Below are 13496 nucleotides of genomic sequence, written 5' to 3'. Positions count from 1 at the left end.
GTGGTCGGCGCGAGCGGCGTTGGCTCATCGAGCGCAGCTGGCAAGAATGTCGCTCGCTCCCAAGAGGCAAGCTCCTCCGGTTCCCTGCCACCCCACCGCTGCACGCCTCGTGGCAATACGCCAGCATCACAAGCACCTCGGCCCCCTACCCGCGAAGGAAGGAGGCCGTGGCTATCACGATTGCGATAGGCAGTTTGGCGCGCCCCGGGCGCAAGTCGATCAGAACGGAATATCATCGTCGAGGTCGTCGTAGTTCGAGCCGCCGCCGGTTCCGCCCATGCCGCCGCCGGCAGCGCCGCCACCCGCAGGGCCGCCGCCCTGGTTCCAGCCGCCGCTCTGGCCGCCACCGCCCGAACCGCCACCCTGGTCCCACGACCCGCCGCCGCCGCCGCGATTGCCGCCGCCACCCGCACCGCCCTGGGCGCCGTCAAGCATGGTCAACGTGCCGTTGAGGCCGCGCAGCACGACTTCGGTCGAATAGCGGTCGTTACCCGACTGGTCCTGCCATTTGCGGGTCTGCAGCTGGCCTTCGATATAGACCTTGCTGCCCTTGCGCAGGAAGCGTTCGACAACGCCGACCAGACCTTCGGAAAAGATCGCGACCGTGTGCCATTCGGTGCGTTCCTGGCGCTCGCCGGTGTTGCGGTCTTTCCAGGTTTCGCTGGTGGCGATCCGCAGATTGGCGACCTTGCCGCCATTCTGGAAGCTGCGGATTTCCGGATCGGCACCGAGATTGCCGATGAGCATGACTTTGTTGAGGCTTCCGGCCATCGAATCATTCCTTCGTAACTGTTGACCCACGGCCTAACCCAGCCCGCCAGCGGGGGCTAGACGGGCGCGGCTGCGTTTCCACCGGACCGGACCCGGTTTGCTACAGTCCCAGCGCGGTCGCGATCCAGAAGGTCAGTCCGGCAAAGACATAGGCCAGCACGAACAGGTAGACGACCATGAAGGTCGGCCATTTCCAGCCATTGGTCTCGCGCCGGGCGACGGCGATGGTCGAGATGCATTGCGGCGCGAAGACGAACCAGGCGAGGAAGGCCAGCGCGGTCGGCAGGCTCCACAGCGCGGCGATCCGGTCGGTTACGCCTTCGGCGGCGAGATCCTCATCCTCGGCATCGACGGCATAGGTCGTTGCCAGCGCCGACACTGCCACTTCGCGCGCCGCCATGGCGGGGATCAGCGCAAGGCTCATCTCGCGGTTGAAACCGATCGGTTCGAGCACCGGGTGCAGGCCGTCGGCCACCATGCCCGCAACGCTGGCATCGAGCTGGCTTTCGCCCGGCTCGGCCTTGGGGAAGCTGAGCAGCAGCCACAGCGCGATGGTGACCATGAAGATGATCGTACCCGCGCGGCGCAGGAAGACATAGGCGCGTTGCCACAGGCCGATCGCAAGGTCCTTGATCCGCGGCAATTGATAGCGCGGCATTTCCATGATGAACCCGCTCGCCGCGCCCTTGGCCAGCGTGTTGCGCAACACCAGTGCAACCACCAGCGCGCCGACGATCCCGGCAAGATAGAGCGCGAACAGCACCAGCCCCTGCAGTCCGATACCCGGCCCGACGCTCGTCTCCGGGATGACCGCCGCGATGATGACGGCATAGACCGGCAGCCGCGCCGAACAGGTCATCAGCGGCGCGACGAGGATCGTGGTCAGCCGGTCCTTGGGATCGGGGATCGAGCGCGCGGCCATGATCCCGGGGATCGCACAGGCGAAACTGGACAGCAGCGGGATGAAGCTTTTGCCCGACAGGCCGACCCCGGCCATCAGACGGTCCATCAGGAAGGCCGCGCGCGCCATGTAGCCGCTTGCCTCCATCAGCAGGATGAAGAAGAACAGGATCACGATCTGCGGCAGGAAGACCACCACCGACCCCACGCCGGCAAGCACGCCTTCGGTAATGAAATCGCGGATGAAGCCTTCGGGCATGATGCCGCTCACCCAGCCGGAAATCGCCCCGACTGCGCCGTCCAGCGCATCGGCGAACGGGGTCGCCCAGGCGAACACTGCCTGGAAGATCACGAACAGCAGGCCGAACAGGATGACCGGGCCGACCCACGGATTGAGCAGGACGCGGTCGATGCCGTTCTCGATCGTGTGCCGTGCCGAGGCCGAGAGCGTGGCCCCGCGGGCCATGTGCTTGGCGACCAGCCGCCGTTCGGGGAGCGTGACATGACCGCGCCACTGCGCGTCTTCGGCGGCATGGGTTTCCGCCTCGGCGATGGCGGCGGTCAGTTCCTGCAGCCCCCTGCCCCGCACGGCGACGGTCGGGATCACCGGTACGCCGAGCGCGGCGGACAAGGCCGCCGGGTCGAGCGTGAGCCCGTCGCGTTCGGCGAGGTCGATCATGTTCAGCGCGACCACCGTCGGCCGGCCGAGCTCGAGCACTTCCTGCGCGAAGACGAGATGCTGTTCGAGATTGGCAGCGTCGACGACGAGCACGATGACCTCGGGCGTGGCCTCGCCTTCGAATTCGCCGTGCACGACCTTGCGCGTCACCTCCTCGTCGGGGCTCGCGGCATCGAAGCTGTAGGAACCCGGCAGGTCGATCAGCTCGAGCGGTTCTCCGCTCGGCAGCGTCAGCCGGCCGGCCTTGCGCTCTACCGTGACGCCGGGATAATTGGCGATCTTCTGCCGCGCGCCGGTCAGCGCGTTGAACAGGGCCGACTTGCCCGCATTGGGGTTGCCGACCAGCGCGGCGATACGTTTGCGGGTCATACGGGTTCCACCTCGATCGCCAGCGCGTGGCTGCGGCGCAGTGCGATGGTCATCCGGCCGACGCGCACCGCCAGCGGGTCGCGGGTCCCGAAAACGCCGCGCCGCGTTACCGCGACCTCGACGCCTTCGTCGATGCCCAACGCCTTCAGGCGCTTGCCTTCGCTCTCGTCCAAGGAGGCCCAGTCAACCGCCACGATTCGCGCGGTCCTGCCGTTTTCAAACCCGTCCAGCGTCATGCGCGCCGCACTGTCAGAACTGCGCGCTTGTTGCAACCGGTTATCAATAGCGCGCTGTTTGCGTGGGCCTATCTGGCGGGGTAGCGCAACCGGCCGAGAAAGCGCGTTACGCTGAAGGTCTCGCGCTCGGGACCGAACCATTTGGCCTTGGCCTTCTCGAACTTCATCACCCCGTCGATCCGCCGCTCGAGAAATGCCGCGGTGTCGGCCTTGCAGTCGCTTTCGTCGGCGAGGAACACCGTCAGCGTCGCGCCGTAGATCGAGGCAAGGATCGCGCGCTTGGTGTAGTGGTTGTAATCGGTCGCCGTATCGCCCGCGAGCCGCCACATCACATCGGCGCTGTTCCAGCCGGTCTTGAGCGCGCGCGGTGCATTCTGCGGCATGGCCATGATCGCAAGCGCGCGGCGCAGCGCCTCTTCCTGCCCGGCCACCGCATCGAGCCGGTATTGCACCAGCGCGCGGATGCGTTCGCGGATCTTCATGCCCGCAAGTTTCTCGGGCGGCAGGTCGAGCACCATCTGCCGGTCGATCGTTTCGATCCAGGCGCAGATCATGCCCATCGCGCCTTCGTCCTTGAACGCGAGCCGCGCGACATCTCGGTCTGCGCCGAGCTGGTCGGCGGCCATTTCCAGCGCGGCATCGCTCCAGCCGTCGAACACCGCCGCATCGGCAATGCCGGGCGCCAGCGCGAGCCGCAATTCGTCGAGCGTGAGGTCGGCAACGTCCATGGTTCAGTTCGGTCCGTAGGTTTCGGTCTGTTCGCCGCGATCGGCTTCGGCGCGTTCGATTTCCTGGAGCAGGTCGGAGCGCGCGCCCATCAGCCGCGCATAGTCGCGCGCGGTGCGGCCCGAATTGTCGGCCCGGTCGGCATCGGCTCCCTCGGCGATCAACAGCCGCACCAGCGGTCCGTCGCGGCGGTGCACGGCGGCGATCAGCGGTGTTTCGCCGGTGCTGTTGGGGACATCGACCGCGGCCCCGCGTTCGGCGAGGATCTCAACGCCTTCGACAAAGCCGAGCTGCGCGGCAAGCTGCAGCGGCGTGGTGCCCTTGCGGTCGGCGATATTGGGATTGGCGCCCTTGGCCAGCAGGAACCGCAGCCAGACGGGATCGCGCCGCTGGGTGACGATGTGCAGCGCGGACTCGCCGCTGGTGATGTCGCGCGAATTGACCAGCACGTTGCCGGGTTCGGACAGGAGCTGCGTGGCCTCGGTCCCGTTGCGTTCCTTAACGGCATCGAGGAATTTGTACCCGTCGCGCTGCGCCTGGGCATGGACCGGCCCGGCGACCAGCGATCCCGCCAGCGCTACCAGAAGAGTGTATTTCGCGAACCGTTTCACCGTCGGAGCCCCTATTTTTTCGCAGTTCATTGGCTGACTCGCCCTTGCCGAGCGCGGGTTAGCAGACCATGAACCGTGACACCATGCTACGCAACTCCGCCCCGCTTGTCGCCGCCCTGCTCGCCCTCGCCGCCTGTCAGGATGCCCCGCCCGAACAGCCGCCGCTGGCCGGTGCCGCGATCGGCGCCGAATTCACGCTGACCGGCGAGGACGGCGACCCCGTCAGCTGGAGCGATTTCGACGGCCAGTACCGCACGCTCTACTTCGGCTACACCTATTGCCCCGATGTCTGCCCGGTCGACACGCAGCGCGCGATGGCCGGCCTCAAGGCCTTCGAACAGGCCAACCCCGAGCTGGGCGCGCAGATCCAGCCGCTGTTCGTCAGCGTCGACCCCGCCCGCGACACCCCCGCGGTGCTGGCCGAATTCACCGACAGCTTCCACCCTCGCCTGATCGGCATGACCGGCACCAAGGAACAGATCGACGCGGTGACCGAAGCCTTCGCCGCGGTCTATTCGATCGAGGAACCCAACGAGGCGGGCGGCTATCTGGTCGGGCATACCAACATCACCTACCTGTTCGGCCCCGATGGCGAGCCGCTGGCCATGCTGCCGACCGACCAGGGCCCCGAAGCGGTTGCCGCGGAACTGGACAAATGGGTGCGCTGAGGGACCGGTTCTGGGAACGGCCGCTGGCCGATCTCACCACCGAGGAATGGGAAGCGCTGTGCGACGGCTGCGGGCGCTGCTGCCTGCATAAGGTCGAATATGAGGACACGGGCGAGATCGAGCACACCAATGTGGCGTGCACGCTGCTCGATCCGCAGACCGCGCAGTGTACCGATTACAAGCATCGCAAGTCCTTCGTCCCCGATTGCCTGCGGCTGACGCTGCGCATCGTCGAGGATGTCACCTGGCTGCCGGCGACCTGCGCCTATCGCCGCCGCGCGGACGGGCACCCGCTACCGCGCTGGCACTACCTGCTGAGCGGCGACCGCGAGGGCGTGGTCCGGGCCGGCGTATCGGTGGCCGGGCGCGTCGTGCGCGAAGACGAGGCGGGTCCGCTGGAACACCATGTGGTCGACTGGGGCGACGGTGACGGGCCGGACGACGACGAAGGCGGTGCCACGTGATCGACTGGCTCCGCCGCGACGCGCTGGAGCCGGTGATCGAGCTCGGCGATCGCACGCTTCCGATCGAGATAACCCGCCACCGGCGGGCGCGGCGGCTGACGCTGCGGCTGGCAGCGGATGGCAGCGCGGTGCGGATCACCCTGCCGCACTGGGCGCGCAGCGCCGAAGCGACTGCCTTCGCCCATGCGCGGCGCGACTGGCTCGCCGCGCAGCTCGCCAAGATCCCGCCCAAGCGCGATCCGGCGGGTGAGGGGCGGCTGCTGTACCGCGGCAGCGAGCTTGCCGTCGACTGGCGCGGCGATGCACCGCGCAGCCCGCGGCTGGATAGCGGCAGGCTGACGCTGGGCGGACCGCACGACACGCTTGCCAGGCGGCTCCAGCGCTGGCTCGAACAGGAATCGCTGCGCCTGTTCGCCGAAGATGCGGCGGACTATTGCGCGCGCGGCCAGCTCGCTCCCGCGCCGGTCAGGCTGAGCCGGGCGCGCAAGCGTTGGGGCAGCTGCTCGTCCGAAGGCGTGCTGCGGCTCAACTGGCGGCTGGTGCAGGCGCCCGATGCGATCCGCCGTTCGGTGGTCGCGCACGAGGTCGCGCATCTGGTCCATTTCGACCATTCGCCCGCGTTCCACGCCTTGCTCGCCCGGCTGTACGAAGGCGATATCGCGCAGGCCAATCGCTGGCTCTCAGCGCATGGGCGCGAGCTCTACGCCGCCTTCGACTAGCCCCACTGGCGCGGGCCCGCGAAAGTGCCTATCTTGCGCCGCATGCGCTTTAAATCTCGCTTCGATGCCAAGGCCGGGTTCGCCGACCTGTGGGACTATATTCGCGAACCGCGGCCCTATCGCTGGCCGTTTCTCGCGTTGTCCCTCGCCATCCCGCTGACCGGGCTGGCCATGCTGACGAAGGAATCGCACTTCCGCCCGCCCGACGCGCCCAAGGTCACCTATATCTCGACCTTCGCCGAAGGGCGCACCGACGAGGAAATCCGCCAGTCGAACATCGCCAACCAGCAGCGCAAGGAAGCGCGCGAGGCCGAGCTGGCCGAACTGGAGGCGCGCAGGATCGAAGCCTACAAGGCACTCGGCCGCGCCACCGGGCTCGACGTCGAGGCGATGGAACGCGAGGCGGCCATCGAGCGCGCCCGCGAAGAAGCGGAAGCCGAAGCGCGGCGGCGCGAACTCTACCCAGCGGGCACGGCGGTTGACGACAGCGGCGAATGACGCGCGCTGGCTGGATGCGGCTGCGCGGCTGAGCACGCGCGCCCGCCCCGCCAGCTATCCCAATCCGGGCGTGGGATGCATCCTGCTGCAGGGCGACCGCGTGGTCGGGCGCGGCTGGACCGCTGCGGGCGGACGCCCCCATGCCGAAGCCGCCGCGCTGGCGCAGGCGGGCAAGGAAGCGCGCGGGGCCACCGCCTATGTCACGCTCGAGCCCTGCGCCCACCGCTCGCCCCGCGGTCCGGCCTGCAACGACCTGCTGGTCGAAGCGGGGGTGGCCCGCGTCGTCGCCGGGGTCGAGGATCCCGACCCGCGCACTGCGGGCGACGGGCTGGCGCGCCTGCGCCATGCCGGGATCGAGGCCGGGCTGCTGCGCTCCCCTGCGGCCGAGGCCAGCCTGGCGGGCTATCTCACCCGCGCTCGCCATGACCGGCCGCATGTCACGATGAAGATCGCCATGTCGCTCGATGGCTGCATCGCCATGGCCAGCGGCGAAAGCCAGTGGATCACGGGACCGCAGGCGCGCGCTCATGTCCACGCGCGGCGCGCGATGGCCGATGCGATCCTGGTCGGCGGGGGTACCTGGCGCGCCGACCGGCCCAGCCTCGATGTGCGGCTGCCCGGACTGGGCGAGCGCAGCCCGCAGCGGGTGGTGCTGTCGCGGGGCGTCGCGCCCGACGGCGTCACGATCATCAACCGGCCGAAGCAGGTCGCCCAGCTCGAAGCGCTGTATCTCTATGTCGAAGCAGGGGCGAATGTCGCGGCCAGCTTCCTCGCCGCCGATCTCGTCGACCGGCTGGAAATCTACCGCGCGCCGATCATCGTCGGGGCCGGGCGCGGCGCGGTCGCCGATATCGGGCTCGAACGGCTGGACGACGCACATGGGCGCTGGGCGCTGGCCGAACGACGCCAGCTTGGCAGCGACAGCTTCGCCGCCTACAGCCGCCTGCGGTAATCAGGGAGTACGCATGTTCACCGGGATCGTCACCGCCATCGGCACCATCACCACGGTAGAGGACAAGGGCGACCTGCGGGTCACCGTGGCCTGTCCGTGGGACCCGGCGGGCATCGATATCGGCGCCTCGATCGCCTGTTCGGGCGTCTGCCTGACCGTGGTCGAAAAGGGCGGCGAGGAAGGCGATGCCTGGTTCGCGGTCGACGTCTCGGGCGAGACCGTCAGCCGCACGGCGCAGGACCAGTGGCATGCGGACCGCCGGCTCAATCTCGAACCGGCGCTGCGGCTGGGCGATGAACTGGGCGGCCATCTGGTCACCGGTCATGTCGATGCGGTGGGCCGCGTGGCGCTGGCGGAGGATATCGGCGGGTCGACCCGGCTCGAAATCCTCGCCGGTGCGGACATTGCCCCGTTCGTCGCGGAAAAGGGGTCGATCACCATCGACGGCGTTTCGCTGACCGTGAACGAGGTCGAGGACGAACCCGGCGGCGAAGTACGCTTCGCGCTCAACATCATCCCCCATACGGGCGAAGTGACCACGCTGGGCGACCTGTCCGAAGGCGATACGGTCAATCTCGAGATCGACGTGCTCGCACGTTATCTCAAGCGAATGCAGAGCCTCGCCGGCTGATACGGGTACCGACAAGACAATGCTGAAAGCTTTCGCCGGTTCGCGCCCGCTGCTGTGGCTGGTGCTTGCCCTGCCCGGCCTGTGGATCGCCGGACGCTGGACCTTCACGCCCGATCTCTACGGCTATGGCCACGCGATCGGCGACAGCGGCGACTGGGCGGCCTGGCTGCTGATGGCGACGCTGGCGGTCACCCCGCTGCGGTTGCTGCTGCGGCGGCAGAGCTGGACGCTCTGGCTGATGCGCCGGCGCCGCGATATCGGCGTGGCCAGCTTTGCCTATGCCGCGCTGCACACGGCGATCTACCTGGTGCGCAAGGGTTCGCCCGAATTCGTGCTGGCCGAATTGTCGAGCGGCTATATCGTCGCGGGCTGGGCCGCCTTCGCCTTGTTCCTGCCGCTGGCGCTGACGTCCAACGACCTGTCGGTGCGGCGCATGAAGCGGGCATGGAAACGGCTGCACCGGCTGGTCTATCCCGCCGCGATCCTGACCTTCCTGCACTGGGTCTGGTCGGCCTTCGATCCGACCACGGCCTGGATCCACGTGGGGATCCTGGCCGCGATCGAGATCGTCAGGGTTGCGCTGCAGCGCCGTCAGAGAGTGACGTAGTTCTTGAACCGTTCGACTTCGGCTTCGTCGACATACTTGCCGATTTCGCGATCGAACACGCCCATGTCGGCATACGGACGGTATTCCTCGAATTCGTGGACCATCTTGTCGGTCATGCCGGGGATGAGGCGGATTTCTTCCTCGGTGCCGCTGTTCAGATTGACCGGCACGAAGACATCGACCAGCACCTGTGCGGCTTCATCCTCGCCCAGCGTCTCGAGCAGCGCGGCGTTGAGATCGGTCACGCTGGCATAAGGCTGGCCGGCAACGATCGCGGCAGCCAGTTCGTCGCTGACGGCGTCGAGCGCGGCGAGCTGTTCGGCAGTGGCCGTGTTCGCGTCGAGCACGGCGGCGGTTTCGGCGGCCGCGGCGTCATCGATGGTTTCGACTTCGGCGGTGTCGGTCGTCTCGGCCGTTTCGTCGGCAGCGCCCGAGCAGGCGGCCAGCGAGAGCATCGCACCCGAGAGGGCGGAAGCGAGAACGAGTTTACGCATAAATTGATTCCTCCTTTTGAGAAGCGCTCGCAATAAACACACTGGCGGCGAATGGAAAGCGAAGCGTGGCGATTTTCCTACGCCCGCAAAATCTGCTCCACGCTGGAGGATGCCGCAGCCCTCTCGCCCCTTGCGATCCTACCGTTCGGCAGAAGCGGTCGCCGGCCGCCGTTTTTTCCGTCTGGACCGTGTAACATGCGGTCCATGTGACAGGACTTGGGGGCGGCAGTCCTACATTCGTCCTACATCAGCCCAGCGGCCCGCCAGTGAAAGCTTCGCGGTCGATCTCGTACACCAGATGGATCACCCGCTTGCCCTGGTACTTCTCCAGTTCGTAGCGGGTGGTGCGCTGCGCGCCGATCGCCTCCAGCGCATTGCGCGAGCGGTAGTTGGTGTCGCCAACGCGGAATTCGACCAGCGCGACGCTTGCGAACGCATGGGCCAGCATGGCGCGCTTCATCTCGGGGTTGTAGCCCTTGCCCCAGCAGCGCGGCGCCAGGAAGGTCCAGCCGATTTCGACCACCCCGCCCTCGTCGGGATCGAACCGGTCGAAGCGCGTCATGCCAAGCATGCGCTCGTCGCGCCGGTCGAGCACGGCCAGCGCGCCCCCGCTGGCCAGGCAGGTGTCGAAGAAGGCGTCGAACACCTCGCGCCGCCAGCGGTCGTGGATCGGGTGCTGTTCCCACACCGCCGGGTCCGACGCGATGGCATGAAGCGCTTCGCGATCGGTCTCGGTCAGCGGGCGCAGGACCAGCCGCTCGGTCTTGAGGATCGGCTGGCGATCCATCGCCGTTCAGTTCCCGGTGACGTCTGCCAGCGCGGCGATGAACTTGGCGGTGTTGCCTTCATGCAGGCCGGCCACGTTGATCCGGCCCGACCCGGCCATGTAGATGCCGTGGTCCTCGCGCAGGCTGACGATCTGATCCTTCGACAGCGGCAGCACTGCGAACAGGCCGTTCTGGTGAGCCAGCGTCGCGAGGTTGAGCCCGGGCACGTCGTTGTCCGCCGCGGCCAGCCGCTCGCGCACGCGGCGCATGCGTTCGCGCATCTCGGCCAGCTCGTCGAGCCAGGTCGCGGTCAGCGCGTCGTCGCGCAGCACGGTGCGTACCGCCGCGCCGCCGTGATCGGGCGGCATCGACCAGTTGGCCCGCGCGAGCGCATTGGCGTTCGAAGTGATCGCGGGCAAATCGTCCGCGCTCTTCGCGATCATGTAGAAGGCACCCACGCGGTCGCGGTAGAGACCGAAGTTCTTGTCGCAGCTGTAGGCCACCAGCGCTTCGGGCACCTTGGCCAGCACCTTGCGGACGCCCGCGACATCCTCTTCCAGCCCCAGGCCGAGGCCGTGATAGGCGACATCGAGGATCGGCAGCACGCCGCTGTCGGCCAGCGCGTCGGCGATCCGGTCCCATTGCTCGGGAGTGTAATCGACACCGGTCGGATTGTGACAGCAACCGTGCAGCAGCACCGCATCGCTGGCGCGCGCATTGGCGATCACGTCGAGCAGCGCGTCGATATCGGCCGTGCCGTCCGGGGCTGCATGGCGGAAGGTGCCGGTTTCGACGCCCACGTCCTCGAGGATCTGCGCGTGATTGGGCCAGCTCGGCGTGCCGAGATAGACGCGCTGCACGCCCGCCGCCTTCGACAGCGCGACCGCGAGCCGCACTGCGCCGGTGCCGCCCGGCGTCTGCATCCCTTCCAGGCGGCCACCCATCGCGGCGTCCTTGCCGAAGATGTAAGGCTTGAGCGCATCGACGAAGCCGGTGTCGCCTTCGGGCCCGAGATAGCTCTTGGAATCCTGCGTATCGACCAGCTTCTGCTCTGCCGCCTTGATCGCGCGGAAGACCGGCGTCGCGCCGTCATTGGTGCGATAGACGCCGACGCCGAGGTCGATCTTGTCCTCGCGCGGGTCCTGTGCGTGCATCTTGATGAGCGCGAGCAGCGCGTCGGGAGACTGGGCGTCGAGTTGGTCAAGCATGCCCGCCTCATCGCCCGATATGCCAAGGGCCGCAACAGGAAATCCCGCTGCGGCCCCGTGCCCGTGCGAATTATGGTTGGGCGGTCCGAAGGGCGTCTTGTGCGCCGTGGTTCAGAAGGGCAGCCAGCGATGCTTCTTGGAGAACTTCATGTAACCCGCATTGACCCCGAGCCGCAGCCCGGCGCCCATCCGGATCGGGATCAGCACGATGTCGCCCTTGCGCAGATAGCTGGCGGTGAGCCCGCCGATGACATAGGCCTGCCCCTCGCCTGCGGGATAGCGCTCGTACAGCTCCTCGCTGTCGTAGAGGTTGTAGACCAGCACGAAGGTGCTGCCGGCATTCGCCCCGGCGTCGAAACCGATCGACGGGCCCGTCCAGTAGACCGGCTGTTCGCCCTCGACCTTGTGATAGAGCGTGCCCGATCCGTACCGCGCACCGACGATGAACGCCCCGCCCGCCTCGCGACCGACGATATAGGCATTGGGCTCGCCCTGGTCGGCCAGCAGGTTGCGGATCATCTTGGCGACCCCTTCGGCGCCCTTGCCGAACACGCCCTCCGCCGCGCCGATCAAATCGTCCTCGCGGTAAGTGGTCGCGGGATCGTCGACACCGGCGCCGTCGACCGCTTCGCCCGCAGCCTGTTCGGCCGATTGCTCGGACCATTGCGGCTGGTCGGCATAGGTTTCCGCCGGGCCCTCGGCGGGCGCGGCCGCCTGCGGCGCGGGTGTGTAGCTCGGCGTCGGCGCCGGCTCGCCATAGACCGGCTGGTCGCCCGGCTGTTCGACCAGGTCGCCATCGATCGCATTGTTCGGATCGATCGTCTCGACCTGTGCGGCCAGCGGGGCGGCGGCGAGCCCGAATGCGGCGAGCGCAAGGCCAAGGCGCGGCCAGTTGCGTGTGAATGTGGTCATCGATCCCTCCGTGTCGGCGGCACTGGCGCAGACAGCTGCGCCGTGAGAAGAATCCCCTTTGAGCGCCCCGGCAATGAAACGGCGATGAACCGAATCGGAAATGCGGCGAAGCGAGTCGTTTCGGGGGTCGGGCGGTGTCCGCAGCCTTGCCGCAAAACTCCCCTTGATGGGCCGGGATACCGTGGCTATAGCGCGCCCCTCGCAACCGGCAGCGCCGGACCATGCGACATGCGGAGACGTGGGTGAGTGGCTGAAACCAGCTCCCTGCTAAGGAGCCATACCTGGTAACGGGTATCGAGGGTTCGAATCCCTCCGTCTCCGCCACTGGCTTCTCGGGCCGATATCCGAATCCCCTCTTGAGAAAGGCGAACGTCCGTCCGGCGCGAACGCCGAACCGGTCGCTCAACCGGCGAGGATACGGCTGTGGGGAAGAGGGATGCGGTGCGCAGGCACTGGTATCGCGCCGCCTTCGTTCAGCAATACTGTCTGGCAATCGCGTCCCGGTGCCCCTCCCGCGCGGCGGCGGGCCGGGGACCGGGACACGCCCTGGCGCCTACGGCTGGTCGAAGAAGTCGACCTTGCCGGTGTCGAGGTCGTAATGCGCGCCGACGACCTTGAGCTTGCCCGCCGCCTGCGGGTCGAGCAGCAGCGGGTCGGTCGTGGTGCGCAATTGCTTGACCACGCGCGACACATTCGCGCGGATGGCGTTGTCCAGCATGTCGCCCTCGCTGCCTCGGACTTCGAGAACCGCGGGAATGATCGGTTCGATCATGCGGCCGATGCTGCCCGGGAAGGTGGCGTTGTCGTCGACGACTGCCTTGGCCGCCTTGACCGCGCCGCAGGATTCGTGGCCCATGACCACGATCAGGGGCACGCCCAGCTCTGCCACGGCATATTCGATCGAGCCCAGCGCCACCGTATCGACGGTATTGCCCGCATTGCGGATGATGAACAGTTCGCCCAGCCCACGGCCGAACAGGATTTCGGGCGAGACACGGCTGTCGGAACAGGTGACATAGGCCGCGAACGGCGCCTGTCCCTGTGCGATCTCGAGGCGGCGCTCGCGCCCGACAGGAGCGGCCGTCGGCACGTCGTTAAGGAAGTTGCGATTGCCCTCGATCAGAAGTTCGAGCGCCTGATCGGGAGAGAGCGCGGTCTTGCCGTCGACCACGGGGGCCAGCCGGGCGGGCTGCGGGGCCTGGGCCGCGGCCATGCCGGTACCGGCAGCCATCGCGCCGCCGGCCACTGCGGCACCGGCGAGTACATTGCGTCGAGACATCATGT

17 protein-coding genes and 1 tRNA gene are annotated in these 13496 nt (G+C 67.7%); 8 read left to right on the top strand and 10 right to left on the bottom strand.

Annotated elements, in window-relative coordinates:
- Window positions 1-219: 219 nt before the first annotated feature.
- From ssb to SJY12_RS12790, 5 genes are all read right to left on the bottom strand, one after another.
- Window positions 220-771, bottom strand: a complete 552-nt coding sequence (gene ssb / locus SJY12_RS12810) for a single-stranded DNA-binding protein (protein WP_397505565.1) — start codon at window positions 769-771, stop codon at window positions 220-222.
- Window positions 772-871: 100 nt separating this feature from the next.
- On the bottom strand, window positions 872-2719 hold the full coding sequence (locus SJY12_RS12805; RefSeq protein ID WP_050599202.1) for a ferrous iron transporter B: 1848 nt from the start codon (window positions 2717-2719) through the stop codon (window positions 872-874).
- Window positions 2716-2955 (bottom strand): FeoA family protein, encoded by a 240-nt coding sequence (locus SJY12_RS12800; RefSeq protein ID WP_063505453.1) that lies wholly within the window; start codon window positions 2953-2955, stop codon window positions 2716-2718. Before SJY12_RS12800 ends, SJY12_RS12805 begins: the two co-directional genes overlap by 4 nt.
- A gap of 68 nt (window positions 2956-3023) precedes the next feature.
- Entirely contained in the window at window positions 3024-3683 is a 660-nt protein-coding gene (locus tag SJY12_RS12795; protein ID WP_397505564.1) for a COQ9 family protein, read from the bottom strand.
- 3 nt (window positions 3684-3686) lie between these two features.
- Window positions 3687-4292 carry an ankyrin repeat domain-containing protein gene (locus SJY12_RS12790; RefSeq protein ID WP_233996513.1) on the bottom strand — a complete coding sequence of 202 codons (606 nt, stop codon included), beginning with the start codon at window positions 4290-4292 and terminating at the stop codon, window positions 3687-3689.
- Between the two features lie 68 nt (window positions 4293-4360).
- Here SJY12_RS12790 and SJY12_RS12785 point away from each other — a divergent pair, with 68 nt between their 5' ends.
- Genes SJY12_RS12785 through SJY12_RS12755 form a run of 7 tightly spaced genes read left to right on the top strand, consistent with a single transcriptional unit; the run spans window position 4361 to window position 8831 of the window.
- Entirely contained in the window at window positions 4361-4960 is a 600-nt protein-coding gene (locus tag SJY12_RS12785; RefSeq protein ID WP_230834003.1) for an SCO family protein, read from the top strand.
- Window positions 4948-5424 carry a YcgN family cysteine cluster protein gene (locus SJY12_RS12780; protein WP_348030399.1) on the top strand — a complete coding sequence of 159 codons (477 nt, stop codon included), beginning with the start codon at window positions 4948-4950 and terminating at the stop codon, window positions 5422-5424. The genes SJY12_RS12785 and SJY12_RS12780 overlap by 13 nt, the downstream gene beginning before the upstream one ends.
- Entirely contained in the window at window positions 5421-6143 is a 723-nt protein-coding gene (locus SJY12_RS12775) for a SprT family zinc-dependent metalloprotease (protein WP_341859221.1), read from the top strand. The genes SJY12_RS12780 and SJY12_RS12775 overlap by 4 nt, the downstream gene beginning before the upstream one ends.
- Window positions 6144-6185: 42 nt before the next feature.
- Window positions 6186-6641, top strand: coding sequence for a hypothetical protein (locus SJY12_RS12770; RefSeq protein ID WP_063505448.1), 456 nt, complete (start codon window positions 6186-6188; stop codon window positions 6639-6641).
- Window positions 6622-7593 carry a bifunctional diaminohydroxyphosphoribosylaminopyrimidine deaminase/5-amino-6-(5-phosphoribosylamino)uracil reductase RibD gene (gene ribD, locus SJY12_RS12765; RefSeq protein WP_397505563.1) on the top strand — a complete coding sequence of 324 codons (972 nt, stop codon included), beginning with the start codon at window positions 6622-6624 and terminating at the stop codon, window positions 7591-7593. Before SJY12_RS12770 ends, ribD begins: the two co-directional genes overlap by 20 nt.
- 13 nt (window positions 7594-7606) lie before the next feature.
- A complete protein-coding gene (locus SJY12_RS12760; RefSeq protein ID WP_050599193.1) occupies window positions 7607-8224 on the top strand; it encodes a riboflavin synthase in 618 nt (205 codons plus the stop codon).
- Between the two features lie 19 nt (window positions 8225-8243).
- On the top strand, window positions 8244-8831 hold the full coding sequence (locus SJY12_RS12755) for a sulfite oxidase heme-binding subunit YedZ (RefSeq protein ID WP_160767512.1): 588 nt from the start codon (window positions 8244-8246) through the stop codon (window positions 8829-8831).
- Here the strand turns inward: SJY12_RS12755 and SJY12_RS12750 are convergent.
- The 4 genes from SJY12_RS12750 to SJY12_RS12735 form a co-directional block, all read right to left on the bottom strand.
- Window positions 8816-9325 carry a hypothetical protein gene (locus SJY12_RS12750; protein WP_397505562.1) on the bottom strand — a complete coding sequence of 170 codons (510 nt, stop codon included), beginning with the start codon at window positions 9323-9325 and terminating at the stop codon, window positions 8816-8818. The genes SJY12_RS12755 and SJY12_RS12750 overlap by 16 nt on opposite strands.
- A gap of 247 nt (window positions 9326-9572) precedes the next feature.
- Window positions 9573-10112 (bottom strand): GNAT family N-acetyltransferase, encoded by a 540-nt coding sequence (locus SJY12_RS12745; RefSeq protein WP_397505561.1) that lies wholly within the window; start codon window positions 10110-10112, stop codon window positions 9573-9575.
- Between the two features lie 6 nt (window positions 10113-10118).
- Entirely contained in the window at window positions 10119-11300 is a 1182-nt protein-coding gene (locus tag SJY12_RS12740; protein WP_063505942.1) for an aromatic amino acid transaminase, read from the bottom strand.
- Between the two features lie 111 nt (window positions 11301-11411).
- Window positions 11412-12212 (bottom strand): DUF1134 domain-containing protein, encoded by an 801-nt coding sequence (locus SJY12_RS12735; protein ID WP_063505941.1) that lies wholly within the window; start codon window positions 12210-12212, stop codon window positions 11412-11414.
- A 232-nt stretch (window positions 12213-12444) separates the two neighbouring features.
- Here SJY12_RS12735 and SJY12_RS12730 point away from each other — a divergent pair.
- Window positions 12445-12536, top strand: a tRNA-Ser gene (locus SJY12_RS12730).
- Between the two features lie 229 nt (window positions 12537-12765).
- On the opposite strand, the gene SJY12_RS12725 is transcribed toward SJY12_RS12730, so the two are convergent.
- Window positions 12766-13494 carry a carbonic anhydrase gene (locus tag SJY12_RS12725; protein ID WP_197458114.1) on the bottom strand — a complete coding sequence of 243 codons (729 nt, stop codon included), beginning with the start codon at window positions 13492-13494 and terminating at the stop codon, window positions 12766-12768.
- Between the last annotated feature and the right edge of the window lie 2 nt (window positions 13495-13496).

Origin of the sequence: Qipengyuania sp. R86523 (assembly GCF_044596365.1) — a bacterium.
Taxonomy (GTDB): domain Bacteria; phylum Pseudomonadota; class Alphaproteobacteria; order Sphingomonadales; family Sphingomonadaceae; genus Qipengyuania; species Qipengyuania citrea.
Note: the sequence above shows the minus strand (reverse complement) of the source record. Positions and strands in the feature narration are given on the sequence as shown.